General features: G+C 44.3%; 17 protein-coding genes. 7 read left to right on the top strand and 10 right to left on the bottom strand.

Annotation, left to right across the window (positions count from 1 at the left end; genetic code table 11):
- Positions 1–64 precede the first annotated feature (64 nt).
- From fldA to QUB24_RS08835, 4 genes are all read left to right on the top strand, one after another.
- A complete protein-coding gene (fldA, locus tag QUB24_RS08820; RefSeq protein WP_333055432.1) occupies positions 65–577 on the top strand; it encodes a flavodoxin FldA in 513 nt (170 codons plus the stop codon).
- A gap of 150 nt (positions 578–727) precedes the next feature.
- Positions 728–1,465: an alpha/beta hydrolase gene (locus tag QUB24_RS08825; protein ID WP_333152525.1), complete on the top strand. Its 738-nt coding sequence runs from the start codon at positions 728–730 to the stop codon at positions 1,463–1,465.
- Positions 1,466–1,657: 192 nt separating this feature from the next.
- Complete coding sequence (locus tag QUB24_RS08830) at positions 1,658–3,268, top strand: HAMP domain-containing protein (protein ID WP_333152527.1); 1,611 nt, start codon at positions 1,658–1,660, stop codon at positions 3,266–3,268.
- A gap of 12 nt (positions 3,269–3,280) precedes the next feature.
- Complete coding sequence (locus tag QUB24_RS08835; protein WP_333152529.1) at positions 3,281–3,631, top strand: ATP-binding protein; 351 nt, start codon at positions 3,281–3,283, stop codon at positions 3,629–3,631.
- A gap of 221 nt (positions 3,632–3,852) precedes the next feature.
- Here the strand turns inward: QUB24_RS08835 and QUB24_RS08840 are convergent, their stop codons facing one another.
- The 4 genes from QUB24_RS08840 to QUB24_RS08855 all read right to left on the bottom strand — a co-directional run bounded on the left by QUB24_RS08840 (position 3,853) and on the right by QUB24_RS08855 (position 7,328).
- Positions 3,853–4,119, bottom strand: a complete 267-nt coding sequence (locus tag QUB24_RS08840; protein ID WP_333152531.1) for a FeoC-like transcriptional regulator — start codon at positions 4,117–4,119, stop codon at positions 3,853–3,855.
- Between the two features lie 65 nt (positions 4,120–4,184).
- On the bottom strand, positions 4,185–6,524 hold the full coding sequence (gene feoB / locus QUB24_RS08845) for a Fe(2+) transporter permease subunit FeoB (protein WP_333152533.1): 2,340 nt from the start codon (positions 6,522–6,524) through the stop codon (positions 4,185–4,187).
- Entirely contained in the window at positions 6,524–6,766 is a 243-nt protein-coding gene (locus QUB24_RS08850) for a FeoA family protein (protein WP_333152535.1), read from the bottom strand. Before QUB24_RS08850 ends, feoB begins: the two co-directional genes overlap by 1 nt.
- A gap of 190 nt (positions 6,767–6,956) precedes the next feature.
- Positions 6,957–7,328 (bottom strand): FeoA family protein, encoded by a 372-nt coding sequence (locus QUB24_RS08855; protein WP_333152537.1) that lies wholly within the window; start codon positions 7,326–7,328, stop codon positions 6,957–6,959.
- Between the two features lie 498 nt (positions 7,329–7,826).
- On the opposite strand from QUB24_RS08855, the gene QUB24_RS08860 reads away from it, so the two are divergent.
- Positions 7,827–8,735 carry an alpha/beta hydrolase gene (locus tag QUB24_RS08860; protein ID WP_333152539.1) on the top strand — a complete coding sequence of 303 codons (909 nt, stop codon included), beginning with the start codon at positions 7,827–7,829 and terminating at the stop codon, positions 8,733–8,735.
- Between the two features lie 81 nt (positions 8,736–8,816).
- Here QUB24_RS08860 and QUB24_RS08865 read toward each other — a convergent pair whose 3' ends face one another.
- The 5 genes from QUB24_RS08865 to QUB24_RS08885 all read right to left on the bottom strand — a co-directional run bounded on the left by QUB24_RS08865 (position 8,817) and on the right by QUB24_RS08885 (position 14,891).
- The gene (locus QUB24_RS08865; RefSeq protein WP_333152541.1) at positions 8,817–9,260 is read right to left on the bottom strand and encodes a DUF4079 domain-containing protein; all 444 of its coding nucleotides are present in this window, start codon (positions 9,258–9,260) and stop codon (positions 8,817–8,819) included.
- A 194-nt stretch (positions 9,261–9,454) separates the two neighbouring features.
- On the bottom strand, positions 9,455–10,249 hold the full coding sequence (locus QUB24_RS08870; RefSeq protein ID WP_333152543.1) for a WecB/TagA/CpsF family glycosyltransferase: 795 nt from the start codon (positions 10,247–10,249) through the stop codon (positions 9,455–9,457).
- Positions 10,250–10,691: 442 nt separating this feature from the next.
- A complete protein-coding gene (locus QUB24_RS08875; protein WP_333152545.1) occupies positions 10,692–12,062 on the bottom strand; it encodes an O-antigen ligase domain-containing protein in 1,371 nt (456 codons plus the stop codon).
- A 105-nt stretch (positions 12,063–12,167) separates the two neighbouring features.
- On the bottom strand, positions 12,168–13,289 hold the full coding sequence (locus QUB24_RS08880; protein WP_333152547.1) for a glycosyltransferase family 4 protein: 1,122 nt from the start codon (positions 13,287–13,289) through the stop codon (positions 12,168–12,170).
- Between the two features lie 447 nt (positions 13,290–13,736).
- A complete protein-coding gene (locus tag QUB24_RS08885) occupies positions 13,737–14,891 on the bottom strand; it encodes a glycosyltransferase family 4 protein (protein WP_333152549.1) in 1,155 nt (384 codons plus the stop codon).
- 1,132 nt (positions 14,892–16,023) lie between these two features.
- On the opposite strand from QUB24_RS08885, the gene QUB24_RS08890 reads away from it, so the two are divergent.
- Both QUB24_RS08890 and QUB24_RS08895 read left to right on the top strand, forming a co-directional pair.
- Positions 16,024–16,164, top strand: coding sequence for a hypothetical protein (locus tag QUB24_RS08890; protein ID WP_333152551.1), 141 nt, complete (start codon positions 16,024–16,026; stop codon positions 16,162–16,164).
- A 27-nt stretch (positions 16,165–16,191) separates the two neighbouring features.
- Positions 16,192–16,473 (top strand): ATP-binding protein, encoded by a 282-nt coding sequence (locus QUB24_RS08895; protein WP_333152553.1) that lies wholly within the window; start codon positions 16,192–16,194, stop codon positions 16,471–16,473.
- Positions 16,474–16,501: 28 nt separating this feature from the next.
- Here QUB24_RS08895 and QUB24_RS08900 read toward each other — a convergent pair whose 3' ends face one another.
- A complete protein-coding gene (locus QUB24_RS08900; RefSeq protein WP_333152555.1) occupies positions 16,502–17,191 on the bottom strand; it encodes a CPBP family intramembrane glutamic endopeptidase in 690 nt (229 codons plus the stop codon).
- Positions 17,192–17,313 lie beyond the last annotated feature (122 nt).

Consider the following 17,313-nt stretch of genomic DNA (forward strand, 5'->3'; position numbering starts at 1 on the left):
TGCCAAATCCTGACTCAAAAAAAAGAAATCTCAAACCCTGTCAACTTTTAGCTTCGGAGTAACAATGTCGAAATCAATTGGTCTTTTCTACGGAACTACAACTGGCAAAACTGAGTCTGTGGCTGAAATGATTCGGGATGAATTTGGTGGCGATATCGTGACTTTGCACGAGATAGGCAGCATTGAAAATGATGATTTTGCTGAATACGAATGTCTGATTATCGCCTGTCCAACCTGGAATATCGGCGAACTGCAAAGCGACTGGGAAGGCTTTTTCCCAGAACTTGATGATATTGATTTTAGCGGCAAAAAGGTGGCTTATTTGGGAACTGGCGACCAAGAGGGCTACCCGGATAATTTTATGGATGCAATGGGGGTTTTGGCTGAGAAAATCACGGAACAGGGCGGCGAAACTGTTGGCTATTGGCCGGTAGACGGCTATGATTTTAATGAATCTAAAGCGGTAGTTAATGGCAAATTTTTTGGTCTTGCGATCGATGAAGACAACCAATCCGATCTGACGGAAGCACGGGTAAAATCTTGGGTATCTCAACTCAAGACAGAATTTGGGATCTAGGATTAATGGTGGGCAGGTTTTGCAATTACTCGTTACCAGGATCTGCCTCCAATTTTACTCCGCGATGCAAAGCCTTTGGACATCGGTTCCCAAGAAGAGTCTGGGAACCAGTTAAAATTATTAATAGCTCCATTTTCTAACTTAAAAGTGATGAGATATACTTCAGATGATGTGCTATGGCTAAGTGCCAGTCCGAGTTTGCAATTCTTCGATATTTCTCTCATTAACTACTTAAATCAGTCAGTACCAATACAAATATGGAAATACGAACAAACGGAAGATGAAGCTTGTTCTTTAGATGTCGCCGTTGAGCTACTACATCACTATTTGAAAGCGCTGAATAGCCCAATTCATCTAATCGGTCACAGTACCAGCGGACTAATTGGTTTAATGTATGCCCGCCGCTATCCTCACAAAGTCAGCTCTTTGGGACTTTTAGCTGTCGGCTTGCCATCCACTATTAATTGGCAAGCTCATTACTATACACATCTTTCAGCTTTTTCCTGGAGTCGCGAACAAATTTTAACTCAAATGGTTGGCGATATGTTGGGAGAACAAAATCAGTATATCAATCAAAGATTTGTATCATATTTTGAAGAAGATTTAGCACTTTCGCCTTCGCCTCACTCGTTATTTAGTACGACTAATTTATCCGATGGGGGTGTAGAAGTACCTTTGTTGTTATGCAGTAGCAAGACGGACTTTGTAGTATCTCCTATTGTCATGCGCCCCTGGCTTAAGTTTCTGAAAAAGGGCGATCGACTTTGGGAATGTAAAGATGGTAGACATTTTTTTCATCACTTCTATCCAGAACAAGTTGGGGAAGAAATACTAAACTTTTGGCTGTCTCTACACAGCCGCCAACCGATTTTAGATTTGAGGTTCTAGATTCGCGCCACTATTGAGATAAATAACTAACAAGTTTTGGGGTGCTAAAAGCAGTCTACTCGCCAGCCTGCCAAAATCTACTACAGATTCAACTCTTTATATATCAAGACTTTGCAGCACTAGCAGCTTCCCGCAATGAAAATTTACGGTTAATGTATTATGATATATTAATGAGTCTTCTTCTTAATAATTATGAAAAATATAAGGAGTGCGATCGAGGGCGACAACAGCTCAATCAAGATCCCGCCGTACTTTCGAGTACCGCTGAGCCTCAAAATTATCGTGCCGTTTCTAAGTGTATCCGTCACTCTATTGTTATTAGTCATACACACAGTCAAAATCGGATTTGCCAACACTCTCGAAAAAGGAGTGCGCGATCAAGTTGAAAACCAAGCATTTTTAGCCGTGCGAGACTTCAAAAGTCGATCGACTCAATTGATAATGCAAGCCAAACTGCTATCAGAAGAAGCCGAACTTATTCGCGCTATAGAAAAGAAAAACACAGACATCTTGCGTCAAGATATATTATCTCTAAAAACCACATTTAAACTAGATTTAGTCAAAGTAGTAGACGGGCGGGGCGAAATGGTAGCAGAGTTGCGAGAAGATTCGCTCATAGATAAGAAGTTAATCAATAGCGCAACGATAAATTCAGCACTTAAAGGCTTAGAAAAATCAAATTTTGTCAGCATTGATGGCAAAGCGCAAGCATTGCTAGTAGGATTTGCACCGATTAGAAGCAAGAATAGGATAATTGGTGCTGTACTCGTCGGTGACTTAGTGACAGACGAACAATTGCAGAAAATCAACATTGATACTAAGAGTAAAAACTACTTCGCAATCTTTAAATCAGGAGAATTAATTGCTACTAATTTTCCCCAAATTCGCTCTAAATCTTGGAAAAAAACTACACCACAGACATCGACTACTAAAATAGATATTGAGCGCCTGTCTTACATAATGAAAACGGTAGAAATCTCCGAAATAGGCGATAGCATAGCTCTAGGTGTGTTTAGCCCAATGGCGACAGTGCAGCAAACGCAATTAACTTTATCTCAACGGCTAGATAGTTTCTTTTGGGCAGGGGTAATTCTAGCCACGATTGTTGGTGCTGTAGTTAGCCGAATCATCGGAAAACCAATTCTAGATTTAACTCAAAATGTGAATTGGATGGCAAGCAATGAATACTTTTCTGGTAGAGTACCCATTCCTTCCTCTGATGAGGTAGGTCAACTTGCGGAAGCTTTCAACTGTATGATAGAACAAGTAGAAAATCGCGATCGTACACTAAACCTACAATTGCACCAACTGCAACAAACGCTTCACGATTTAAAAAATGCCCAATCTCAACTAATTCAAGCCGAAAAAATGTCCAGTTTGGGGTTGATGATGGCTGGTATTGCTCACGAAATTAACAACCCAGTTAACTTTATTTATGGCAACCTCTCTCACGCTAACCAATATACTCAAGACTTGCTCAGGCTTGTAGGACTTTACCAGCAGGAATTTCCGAATGCAAGCGCGCCGATTCAAGACTGCATCGAGGAAATTGAACTCGACTTTTTATCAGAAGATTTGTCGAAGTTACTATCTTCGATGAAAATGGGTACTGAGCGAATTCAGCAAATTGTTTTGTCCCTGCGAAACTTCTCTAGGTTAGATGAAGCTGAAATGAAACCAGTCGATATCCATGAAGGAATTGACAGCACTCTATTAATTTTAAACAGCAAAATCAAAACAGCGATTAAAGTAATTAAAAATTATGGGAAATTGCCCTTGGTAGAGTGCTATCCGTCGCAGTAAAACCAGGTATTCATGAATATCATAGCCAATGCTGCTGATGCACTGTTGAGCAATCCAAATCTGCGAAACAAGGAGATTGAAATCCTCACAGAAATAGCAGGAGTAAATCAAGTTGTGGTGAAGATTAGAGATAACGGTAATGGGATTGACCCGGATGCAATTAATAGGCTATTTGACCCATTTTTTACCACTAAACCTGTGGGTAAAGGAACTGGTTTAGGGCTGTCAATTTCCTACCAGATAATCGAGAAGCATCAAGGGAAAATAGAAGTGAATTCGGAAATAGGGCAGGGAGCAGAGTTTGTGATTTATTTGCCGATTAAAGCCCGCACCCAAGAAGCCGCTTGTTTGTGCCAGAGTTAATAGGGCTTGATCAATTTAATATCAGTTAGTGCATCTATGTTTTATGATTTTTTAACTGGTTCCCAGGCTCTGCCTGGGAATCAATATCTAGAGGCTCTGCCTCACTATCCTAGCAGGAAAATTGGAGGCAGAGCCTCCGGAGATGCGTTACTAGGCTCTGCCTAGTAACGAGTAATACCGTGATTAATTGTAGGGAGACGGCACTGCCATCTCCTGATTTGTTAATGGCAAGTTGCAGAAACTGGCTCTTTTGCTGACACCGACTCGCCAGGATTTACCCATACATAAATCTCCGTTGCATCGTCGGCGCAACTGCCACACCCGCCGCATTTTTTTGCTTCTGGAATTTTGCTAATTCTGCCTTTGCGAATTAGGCGATTTAACATTCCGCGCAAAGCATCACCATCCATGCGAAAGTGGATTTTTAGATCCGCGATAGAGGCTCTTTTGTTGTCAGCAATAAATTTTTGGATTTCGCTTAAAATCATGGCTTTTCTCCTTTGTTTGATTCTTAAACGTAGTTAACAGTTAACAGTCAACAGTCAACAGTCAACTAACTACTGATTGCTGCGCGTCGCTTGGGGCGTATTGCACCGATCATTTTTAATCCCGCAAGTGTCAGCGCCATAGCTATTACCAGTCTCACTACCCAAATAACTGAAGATTCTGGATGCTCTGCATATGTCGCGACTTGATAATATAGGACTGCAATCCAGTAACCTAAACCAGTAGTCCATAAGCCTGCGAATACAGTCCATCCCAAGTTAGTTTCGCGGTAAAGCGCAGCCGTTGCGGAGACGCAGGGAAAGTACAGCAATACAAAAAGCAAATAAGCAAAAGCTGCTTGATTGGAAGCGAACCGCTGGGACATTTGTCCGTAGGTGCTACCAGAGATACCTTGGTCTTCTTCCGCTTGTTTTTGGTCGGTAATATTAGTAGAATTTAAGCCGAGGGGATCGAAAAGTTGACCGGGAAGTTTTGTAAGATTCTCTGGTATGCTAAAAAATGCTTGGCCGATATTTCCCCAGAAACTAAATTCTTCTTCTTTCTCCGGTTCTCCACTTGCTGCTTTTTGTTCGTCTGCTAGTTGGGTGTACAAGGAATCTAAGGTTCCAACCATTACTTCTTTGGCAAATATTCCTGTTAGCAAACCGACGGTGGCGGGCAAGTTTTCTTGGGTGATTCCCATTGGTGTAAATACAGGTGTTGCCGCGTGGCCGACTGCACTAAGAATTGAGTCTTTGCTGTTGTCTTTGGCGAAGGAACCGTCGGTGCCCACTGAGCTCATGAATCCTAGTATAACCACCATGATTACGATCGCAATTCCGGCCTTTGTGATAAAAGCTTTCAGTCTGTCCCAAGTCCGCAGTAACACTCCTTTGAGCTTGGGAATGTGGTAGGGCGGCAATTCCATAACAAAAGGCGCGGCTTCTCCTTGGAGGATGGTATTCTTGAGGATTAGTCCGGTGAGAACAGCGGCTAGAATTCCGATTAGGTAAAGTCCTAATACCATGTTTTGACCGCCGACTTGGAAGAATGCGCCGCAAAATAGGGCGTAAACTGCTAATCTGGCACTACAAGACATGAATGGATTCATCATAATCGTCATTGTGCGATCGCGCTTATTTTCCAATGTCCGCGTCGCCATAATTCCGGGGATATTGCAGCCGAAACCGACTATCATCGGCACAAAGGATTTACCAGGAAGTCCGACAAATCGCATCAATCTGTCCATCACGAAGGCAGCCCGCGCCATGTAGCCGGAGTCTTCTAAAACAGACAAACACAAGAACATCATCCCAATTTGGGGGATAAATGTAGATGTGGTTTGAATTCCACCACCAGCACCTTTTGCGAGAAGTCCAATCAACCATCCTGGTGCGCTGATACTTTCTAAAAGTTTAGCGAAACCATCTACAAAAATTGTCCCCAAGGCTATGTCAAAAAAGTCGATAAACACTGCACCAACGTTAATCGAAATGGTGAACATTAGGTACATTACCGCTAAGAATACGGGAATGCCTAAGAAACGGTTGAGAACAATTTGGTCAATTTTGTCGGAAACGTTGGTTTTGACTTCTCTAGAACATTCGGTGACGCCTTGGGTTAGGTTGCGGATGAAGGTGTAACGGCTGTCGGCGATGATAATATCGAGGTCGTCATCGAGGGTTTCATGGACTCGGCGGCGGTGCGGAACGACGATTTTTTCGAGTTCTGTACTGGCGAGTTCCGGGGCGACTTCATCCTGATATTCTAACAGCTTCAGGGCTGTCCAGCGGGCATCTACGGTGCGATTTGGGCTGTGTTTTTCGATGTGCGGGATGAGTTGGGCGATCGCATCTTCGATGGCAGCCGGATAAGCGACATAGGCAGATGGTACGATCGGCTGAGACAGCGCCCGATTAATCGCATCACGCAACAGAGGCACTCCGTCATTCGAGGAAGCACTCATCGGCACTACCGTACAGCCGAGGCGTTCTGCAAGTTTATTGACCTTGATTTTGAAATCCCGTTCTTTGGCAACATCCATCATGTTCAGCGCCAAAATTGTCGGTACGCGCATCTCCAAAATTTGGGTAGTGAGATACAAATTGCGCTCTAAATTAGAAGCATCAACAATATTAATAATTAAGTCAGATTCCCCAGATAGCAAATAATCTCGCGCTACCAATTCATCGAGTCCAGTATCTCCATCTTCCGCATCAAGAGAATAAACTCCCGGTAAGTCAACAATCGTAATTGCTAAACCATCGTGAGTGTATTTTCCCTCTTTGCGTTCGACAGTTACTCCTGGCCAATTCCCTACTCTTTGGTTAGCACCGGTCAGGGCATTAAACAAAGTAGTTTTGCCGCAGTTAGGATTGCCCACCAATCCAATAATTTGCTTAGTCATTATTTAACCTCTTCTACAAATAGGGTTTTGGCTTCATCTTTGCGTAAACTGAGTTTGAAACCGCGCACTAGGATTTCTACGGGATCCCCCAAAGGTGCATAGCGACTAACAGTAAATTCAGTTCCCGGCGTCAATCCCATTGCTAACATTTTGCCTTTATAACCTCTGGCTGTTTTCTCATAGCCAATGACGCGGCAGATTGCACCAACAGCTAAATCCCCTAATTGTTTTTTCTCGCTCATCTTTTGTTTTAATGGACTCTAAATTGGTACAAACTAAATTAAAGGCCTGAAGGTAGCAACTTTTTCAGAATGTGTCAACATCTCTCTTTTGTCTTTCTCTGTGCCCTCTGCGCCCTCTGCGGTAAAAAAAAGAAAATCTTTTTCACAAATCCAATAAGATTGCTGTTGATGCAATTTTTTGATAATTGCCCTAGACAAGATTCGTGTACAGAATTTTCTGTGCCATACCTGCCCCCAAACCGATGCGGTTGTCGCCAATCGCCACAATTACAGAACCGCCAGAATTGCTGATGATTTGAACTTCGATTCCGGGGACTAATCCCATAGCAATCAGACGGCGCACCGTGCCTTCTGAACCTTTGAGTTTGACAATCCGCAATTTCTCACCGATGCTTGCCATTGCTAGGGGGAATGATTTACCACCCGCCACCGCAGGCTGAGTTTCGGTGCTGCCAGACTCGCTTCCAGAGACTTCTGGTGTCTCGCCGTAAAAGGTGAAACCCGCGAACTGTCTGGGGTTTGACTCTTGCTTCTGTTCGCTGTATTCTTGGTTTTGTTTCATGGTTCTTCTCACAGTCGATCGGTTTTAGCAGCAAGTTGTTTGGCGTTACTCCCAGGAAACAATTGAGATAAATTCTCAATAAATTTTACACCGCAGTGCACGCATCGCCAAACTTGGGTTGTCAGGCTACTTGTTTTCTGGGAAGATTTCGGATACAGTTGTTCCCCGCGATCGGAAATTTGATGCTTTTTTTGCGATCTAGAGTTGAAATCTCTCTTAGGTTAGATGCCAATTTGCGGTTAAATTGCGCGATGGTAAAACTTACTGCTCTTAAGCATCTTATCTGAAAAATTGTTTATTAGCAACTATTCTCAAATATAGTTACCAGAAACAGAATCAGCCATTGGTGGGACGGCGCGATACTAAATATCGATATATCGATCGAATTTTAATGACTCGCCCCAACTCTTAAAATAGCGATCGAGCAAGCATATATACTTAAATGTTAGGGCGGACAGAGTGGCATCGCCCCTACCGATTCACAATTTATCAAGAATTATGCCAGCAAGTTTTCTGCCAAAGTCGATCGCACAACTCACAGAATCTACCTCAATTGCCTTAGCCCAAAGCATTCAACGGGAGGCAATTACAACTCCCCTATCTTCTGGGCCAATTGCCACAACCTACGTGCGCCAAGGCAGCGGCAACACACCGATTTTGCTACTTCACGGCTTCGACAGTTCCTTGTTTGAATTCCGCCGCCTGTTGCCGCTGCTGGCTGCCGAAAATGAAACTTGGGCGGTTGATTTGTTGGGTTTTGGCTTTACAGAAAGAGCAGCAGGTTTGGCATTCAGCGCGAGGGCAATTGAAAGTCACCTTTACTATTTTTGGAAAACGCTAATTTCGCAGCCTGTAATCTTAGTCGGTGCTTCAATGGGAGGTGCAGCAGCAATTGATTTCACTCTCAATTATCCCGAAGCTGTAAAACAATTAGTGTTAATAGATAGCGCAGGTTTTGCCATCAGTTCTAATAAGGGAAAATTTTTAATTCCTCCTTTAGGATATCTGGCAACTTCATTTTTACGCAATCCCAAAATTCGCCAGCGAATTAGCGTCAATGCTTATTTCGATAAAAATTTGGCTTCTCTAGACGCTCAAACTTGTGCTGCTTTGCACTTGGAAATGCCCAACTGGAATCAAGCTTTAATTGCGTTTACCAAAAGCGGCGGTTACGGTGGTTTTGGGGGAAAATTATCGCAAATTCAGCAGCAGACGCTGATTCTGTGGGGAAAACAAGACCGGATTTTGGGGACGGCGGATGCGGAAAAGTTTGCAAGGGCGATCGCCAATTCTCAACTAATTTGGATACCCGACTGCGGGCACGTTCCCCACTTAGAAAAGCCACAGATTACCGCGCAGCATATTTTAGAATTCATCACAAAAAGCGGACTCACGCAAAAAAATTAAACCTAGGGTGCGCTGCGGCGCACCTTAAATATATGTTTTCCCTTGCACATTTGGTATAGTTTGAGGTCAAATAGACAGGTTTCAAACTTTCGGCAAATACTTTTGTACGATCGTCCATCCTGTGAGCAACACAGTCACAAATCCCCCAAACAAGGCCAAATTAGTGCCGATGTGGAGGGGACGTGCCCAAGGACGTTTAGGGCCAATTTGCAGCCCGCTTCCAACAGAAACCAACACCAAAGCCACAACAGCTAACCCCGCCGGTAAATGAGCCGAGTGACCCAAATTGCCGTAGTATCCTAGCGTACCGACTACACCAATTCCCAGCAGTAAAATTACCAAAGTCGCCATCCCCGCACCAGTGGCTAAATGAAAGGGACGCAGCCATTTTGGGCGCTGTTTTTTGGTACTCCTAGCGGCAAACATCCACGTTCCAGTAACGGCCAGCAACAGGTAAGCCAACAGGGAAACACCCATTGACCAAGCCGCTATTTTCCACAACCACAAGAAAGAAGGCAGATTCATCGGTTGCATCCCTAATTAGGATTTTCCACAAAAGGTTTCTTTCCGATTTTACCTGGACTTGAAAGCAAAAAGGAATTATTTTGAGAGAAAGTGCGATCGGACTCTCCAGAGATTGCATCAGTCTTACCTTGAAGTCAAACCCACTTTCTCCGATACTCAGCTTAATTTACGCTAGAGATTTGTGGCTCACCATTTTAGGAGCCACCTTTCCATTCGAGCTGGCTGGTTTTGCTCTCCATGAAAGGCATTTTATAAAACCCTAATTTTTGTTCTAAGATTAATCGGAAAAAAGGCAGACCTTCAATCAAATATCTTTTCCACAACCTTCTCGGTTCACTTAACAGTCTGTACGCCCATTCTATGCCGACTTCGCTCATCCATTTGGGAGCTCTGGCTTTGCAACCAGCTTCAAAATCAATGGTTGCACCTACGGCTAAGAAAATTTTGACGTGTGTTAATTTGCTCCTGTATTTAACCAGCCACTTCTCTTGCTTGGGCGCTCCCACTCCGATAGCCAGAACAGTCGCTCCTGATTTATTGATCGCGTCAATTATTGTTTCACATTCTTCCTCATTTTTTTCAAAGCCAAAAGAAGGAGAAAGTGCTTCAACCACTATTTCTCTACCAATTTTTTGGTTAATTTTTTCCTGAGCTTTCCTAGCAATACCTTCAGCAGCTCCTAGCAAAAATATTTTAATCTTCTCGTTATCTTTGTGATACATATAAAATGCCGGAAACAAATCCGAACCAGAAATCTTTTCTTTGAGAGGAGTACCCAAAAACTTGGAGGCATACATCAATATTTGACTGTCGCAGACTCTATAAGTAGATGTATTGTAAGCTTCATAGAAGTCGCGGTCATACTGCAACTTAATCAAGTGGTCTACATTGGGTGTAAATACGACCCCACCTTCGCAGTCGAGTTTTTCAAACAACTCTGTTATTGACAAGTTATCTATCGAGACATTCAATAAATTAACTGTTTTCATTTATGATGCCCTTCCCGCTTTATATTAAACTACAACTCAAACTATTATAACCCACAATACAGTTTCGTGTTTTAGCTACTTGGGCGCTTCAGTAAACATACTTTTCTCAGTATATCCTCCTAGACCCTACCTGTCTAGTCAGGATTTTTAAAGATTATGTAAAGAATCAGCTCGTTTTAGAAAAAGTGTATAAAGCCCCTTTTTAAGTTTACAACTCGCAACACAGTTTCAATAAAAAAGCCATCCCGTGCTCATACTTGTTGAAGCACGGCCAATGAAGGTAAAAAATAGTTTATGAGATTTAAATTTTAGCCTAGTTAGAAATATATCGCAACTTCCGAACTTGATTTCATGCAAAAATGGTAGATTTTGTAGTTTTTGTCTACCGGGAACGCAAGATATTTTCAAGCTTTGAGCGAAGCCGCGATCGCATTCCTGAAAATCATCCTGATTTTTGGTGAACCAGCGACTGTCTTCTTGGTGGCGAACTGGTTTTCTTGGCCTTAAGACTTTCTGGAGCTTTTAAGACCAGACCGGATATTCCTCCAGCAATCAGCGCAAAAATCGGGTTAGTCATAGCGTTCAAAACACAGTCAAACACGTACATAGTTAAGGCTACTCCCAGGGCGGCAGCGGGGGCTACTTTGGGATTAGACCAGGTTCTGGCGGGATACTTGAACACGCAAAAGACGATAACAGGAAGTAACAATGAAGAAAATAAACTAACTAAACCGACTGCACCGTTGACGCCAAATGCAATAATCCATAAGCTGTCGGTGACCGAGATATCTTTACCGTACCCGTCGTACACGCGGTTTCCGCCGGAATCCCCCCAGCCAAAAATAAATCTTTGCCGCGCTTTTTCCCCCAATATCTCTTCCATGTCAAATCTAAACTTCAGAGATCCGGCTCGTTCTTCGCCAAATATTTGAGTGATGAAATCAATCACGTCTTTGCTCGAAAATTGACCCGATGCAGCTATGTACAGATAAAACACTATATATCCAATTATGAATAGCAGGGGCAAAGAGGTGCGAAACCACTTGGCCGAGAATAATATGAGCAACGCTATTCCAAATAAACTGTAGGCGCCAGTAGAACGGCACAATAAAAAAGCGATAGTTAATATAATTGCTAAAGTCTTGATGTTGCGGCCCATAAACTTTTTGAGCACCCCAGTTTGCCAAAGCCAAACTGCGATTAAGGCGGCTGTCATCATCCACAGGCCGACCATCAAACCGTGCTGCATAAATACTACCGGTCTCCACCCCCCCAAACGCCTTGCTTGACCCCAGTCATTAAAGGCATTGACGCCGTAAACCATTTGGTGCAGAAGTGGACCCTTAACACCTTCAATTAAAGTAAAAGGTATGTAGGCTAACCCACCTGCAAAAATCCCAATCGCCAATTGTCGCAGCCCGTCTAAATTACCCACATACAAGCGTCCTAAAAAATAAGGCAGACCCCAAGTAACGATTTGGTTGATAGTCGGAGAAATCGGGCTGCCACCATTACTAACTTGTGAAAAAATTGGACACAAACAGTAAATTACCATTGGCACGTCCAGCCAACCGGGCTTAAAAGAGGTGAGGCGCGCAGTATCGTAGATAAGAGTCCCCAGCAAAATGCCGTAGCAAGCTGCAGAGATTTTGGTATACGGTGGCAATGAGGGGATGGGATAAGAAGCTTGCGGCAAAAACAGCCACGCTACCACAAAACTTATAATTACTGCCCGCTGAGCCGGAAACCTCACAAACAGGTAAAAAACGACTGGAATAAAGCCGAACATAGCAAGTGGGATTAATGCAACCATAGGTCTTTTTTGGCAGTAAAATTGTAGAAAGACAACTCAAATTGCCGGATCAAAATTCTCGCTTAAACGATCGCCCTATCCCAATCTTTTAAATCAACCTCCATTTTACGTCTTGTTCGTTAATTGTGCTGGACGTTCCAAAGCAGTGTATAGTGCCGCCTCGAAGAGATTAGTTGCATCCTCCCAAGTATAATTTATCACCGTCTGCAAAGCAGTCTTGGACATGGCGCGCCATTCGGCATCAGACAACTGACAAATCTGCTCGATCGCTTTTGCCATATCCTCTGGGTCTTCTGGCTTGACAAGTATGCCACCCCCGCCAGCAAGTAGTTCCGGAGCCGCACCAGCAGGAGTGCCGATGACTGGAGTGCCACAAGCCATAGCTTCTAAAATTGGCAAGCCGACGCCTTCGGATCTGCTGGAAAACAGCCAAGCATCACATTTGCTGTAAAATTCTTTTAGTTGGTCTTGAGTCGGTTTCTTATTATACTCAGTGCCAGGCGGCAGCAAATTGGGAGGAGGAGTATGGCCGGAACCAAAGGCAACTAAACGAAGGTTGGGAATTTTTTTAGCAGCTATAGAGAAAGCTTTCAGGGCAAGATCGCAGCCTTTCCAAGGAGTTGTAGTATAGTACATCCCGACTGTGGGAACTAATTGCTTGCCTCGCGGCTGCTTCGCTCGCGACTGGGGGTCGTAAAACTGTTTGGTGTCCACGGTGGGAGGGACGAGAGATACAGACAAATCGCCGTATTCATTCCGAGCTATGTCGGCCAGCCACTGGGCCACAGCGATTTTGTGCATCGGCAGCCGCCAAGTTGCCTCTACTCGACCTTTTGGTATGTAGTCAAAAGCCTCGTAGTGTTGGAGAAAATATACTTTCGTTCCTTTGCTCGGAGAGAGTTTTGCCACCCACTCGGCAGTTTCCCACCAAGTAGCCATGACAATATCGGCATCAGGTACGTCCAGGTCGGTAATTGGACGGTAGGTTTCGAGAACTCGGTGTTCGACATCCACCTTGTCAAAGTGAGAGTGTTCTGTCTTTGGAGCGGACTCCCAACCCCTACCTCTGAGCAGCGAGCGCAATTGTTGGAGCCAAGTCGGTTGCCGCGGGGGCGTGGAGACGATCAGTATTTTGTGCCCTCGCTTTTGAAGAATTTTTGTGTAGATAGATAAAACTCTCATGCCACCTGTAAGACCAAGGGTAGGAAGGACAAAAGTAATTTTCATGAGTAGATGCTGAAGATTGATACTGGTTAAAACTCCTCCATAACAAAAAGTTCGCACTTACCAGCCTCTGTTTGGCTTTTCTGCGGGGTGCGGATCTCTGCTGGAGGCGATCGTCACTTGATAGTCGAGGCGATCTTACTTTGTCGTCAGGGACTTTTCCCAATTACAAATCGGGAGATGTTTGATGACAAGACAAGTTTAACCTGTAACGGAGCCAGCCTTAAAACCTCCCTTGCCCTCTGGTTCAGATTTTGGCCGAGCAATTTATAACCAGTATTCCCTCGTCGCTGGGGTCAGAATTCGTCTCTAGACTGCTGGGTAGAAAACAGGACACGGGCGATTTTAGTTGTGGCAGAAGCACCCCACCAAACGATATTGAGTTTATGCTGAGAATCCAGCGCCACAGCGAGCAGCTAGCGCAGAATTTCCAATGGCTGCAGCTAGCATCTAACCAACCGGAATTGGTTGCGGCACTGGGTCCAGGTAGGGAGAACAGGAAACTATGTCAAACTCGCGCTGTTTAGATTTGTCTATAGCCACTTTCAATGCCGCTTCAAAATGAGCCGTGGCATCATCCCAAGTATAATTGTTCACCTTGGCATAGGCGGCTTCGGACATGGCTTGCCACTTGGAATTTGGCATCTGACAGATACGCTCTATGGCTTTTGCCATTTCTTCGGGATCTTCTGGTCTTACAAGTATGCCAGTACCGCCGCTCAAAATTTCAGGAGCAGCGCCTGCTGGGGTACTGATGACGGGAGTGCGGCACGCCATCGCTTCGATAATTGGCAAGCCAAAGCCTTCTGAGCGACTCGCCAGCAGCCAAGCATCGCATTTGCTGTAATAGTCTTTGATTTTGTCTTGGTCGGGTTGAATTACATACTCGGCATGGGCCGGTAGGGGGAATTCCGGGGATGGGGCCTGTGTACCGAAGGCAACCAAACGCAGGTTGGGGATCTTTTCTGCCGCTAGGGAAAAAGCTTTGAGGGCGATGTCAGTTCCTTTCCAGTAGACTGTAGAGTACAGTAGGCCAACTGTAGGAACCGATTGTTTGTTGCGAGGACAGGCGTAAAATTGCTTGGTGTCCACGGTAGGAGGAGCTAAGGAAACTTTGTCATCGCCATATTTAGTCCGAGCTAGCTCAACTAACCACTCAGAAATCGTAATTTTGTGCATCGGCAGCCTCCAGGTTGCTTCTACTCTACCTTGAGGTAGATAGTCAAAAACTTCGTGGTGCTGGATAAAATAAGCTTTTGCTCCTTTGCTGGGAGAGAGTTTGGCTACCCACTCGGCGGTTTCCCACCAGGTGGCAACTACTACGTCAGCGTCAGGTACATCTTTGTCTTCTACGGGGCGGTAGCGATCGGTAATTTTGTGTTCTACACCTAAGTTATCGAAAAATGAGGGTTCGTTTTCAGGTGGGGAAATCCAACCCCCTCCCCGCAACAGCGACTTGACTTGCTGGCGCATACTCGGCTGGGGACGGGGTACAGAGATAACGAACACGGAGTGTCCTCGCTTTCTCAAAAGTTCGGCGAAAATAGATATTACTCGTATTCCACCAGTCAGAGACAGAGTAGGAAGAACAAAGGTGATTTTCATTTTTAAGTCCCGCTGACGACTTTAACTCGCTTTCGGCGCTGCTACCAGCGCTGATGTTAGAGCCCAAAAGGAAAGAGGGGCGGGTGAATATTAATTACCGCTTTCCTGGTGTTTACATAGAATCCAACCGATCGACTGTTCGCAACACCCCAACATCTATCTGCCAAAACTTCACTGTCATTGCATTGATAATAACGATTGATGTGATCGCCAAACAGTTCCTATAGGGATAAGTTGCCGAGCAGCGAACTTTCCTCCTGAAGATAGATCCTTCATCAAATAGGAGCTTTGTTCGCGACAAACACCAAGCTAGACAACACCCTCTGTTAAAGATAACATCATTTACTATCCAACAGACAGGGATGTACGGGAAACCGAATATCAGCCAACTTTTAATGTGGGGAATAAAGGTAGCATTAACAACAATATGCAGTAGATTGACATCGCCTTTGGCAACATTTTATACTCGATTCAAGAGGGGAATTCTTACCTTGAGAATGTTGATTGCCCCATTGAACTAAGAAATCTAAATACCAATCAGTGGCTGTGATTTTTTGGTAACTGTGCTGTCGGTATTGCTTGATACACTATCCTATTTTTTCAAGATTCAGAGATGGTGGTTTTCTCAGATACCTGCAGGGGCGCGATCGCCCGAATCAGCGTCGGGGACGCGCGAAAGAGGGGAGAAACCCTGTTTTTCAAGCGATATCCCTCGCCCTCACTTGTCGTATGTTCCTGAAAAAACCTGGTTGATGCGTCCACTGTTTGAAAAAATAGGTTGCCCAATCGTGCTACAGAACATAGAGTTTCACCGATATAAATTTAATTAGCTGCCTGAGTTTTAAATGTGTTAATAAAAGGCGATCGCCTGAAAAATTTGCCACAAGAAACTGCCACTGCCGGGCAGAGTATATGTAGCGTTCCTGCCCAATTCCGGTCTAAGTAATTACCGTAACAAAACTTGAGCAGCAACTTATCAAATGACCCTATAAAGATCAAAGGAATACTCAAGGGGGATCGGCCTATATCGTGCAAACCTTGACTCCTAAGCAGTAGCAGCAGCTTCGTGGTATGTAGGAAACGAGTTCGCCTACAAAAAATTTGATGTTATGAAAGCATCATTTTTCCTAAGTTGGCAATTCCAGATGACAATCGGTGTGCTTTTGGGGGCCCGGCCGCCGATGCTGGTAGCGATAGGTTGGCCTGTTTTTATGCAGCTAAAATTATGCGATCGCAAGCAAAACCAAATCTAGAATTCAAAGCAGATGCCTGAACGGAAAGCATCTTCCTTTGGGAAGATATGAAGGTTAGATTATTGCACAGCATCAGTCAAGAACCCAGTTCGGATATTCCGGCTGCTGAAGAATGGATTAGTTTCACAGTCAGCGATACTGGAATTGGAATGAATACAGAGCAAATTGAGAGAGTATTTCAAGCTTTTAGGCAAGCGGACGAGTCTACTACTCGCCGATACGGCGGTACGGGTTTGGGATGGGCAATCGCCCAGAAATTCTGTCAGATGATGGGGGGAGATATTAGTCGGGAGAACGAGTTGGGAAAAGTGTCAATTTTTACTGTATAATTGCCGATGATAGTCGCTGAAAAAGCAGCTAGTTAAAGAGGATTTGCCAACCAATAATTGCCAAGGCCAAATCTGCGATCGCGTGGCTGATATAACTCGACCAAAGCGAACGGTAAGTCACATAAGAGTGCGACCAAATTATCCCGGCAGTGAAGACAGCTAAGGAACCTAATATCACAGCCTGCCAGTCGCTGTAAGCTGCTATTACAAAAATGTGGTGGAGGGTGAAAAATAGCGAACTCAGAAATATTGCTTTTGTGCCCGGTATGAGAATCTGGCACTTGTTGCACACAAACCACCGCCAAGTAAATTCTTCTATCAGTGAGTTAACTAGCACAAAATATGCTTCTACAATCAAGTAAATAGTAGGGCTGCTAATACCTAATTGGTACGATTTTTCTTTAGCAACTACAGGATCGATCCAGTGCTGGCCAAAAAGGCTATAGATACCCAGAATTACCGCAAACATGAATATTCCCCAAATAGCTCCAGCCAGCAATTCTTGGGGCTTGGGCAGGGATAAACTGAGCTTTTTGCGATCGACAAAAACAGACCACGCGATCGGAAAAACTAGCAACCAAACTTGACAAAAGACAGACAGTGTTTGTCCCCAGCTTCCAGGGGCAATATACAAGGCTGCTATGATACCCATACTAGCCGCAGGGACAAGTAGTGTTAGAGCCAATAGTGCTGTTTTGCGATCGCCCATATCCAGCATTTTGCAGGCTTCCTTTAAAAATAGGATTAATATCAAAGGTAAAAGCTTGGCGGCGGCGGACAGGTTATACCACTTTCAATAAACAATGCAACTGTAGGCCCAAAGTCCCAACCCTTATGCAG

The organism is Microcoleus sp. B9-D4, assembly GCF_036705105.1.
Classification (GTDB): domain Bacteria; phylum Cyanobacteriota; class Cyanobacteriia; order Cyanobacteriales; family Microcoleaceae; genus Microcoleus.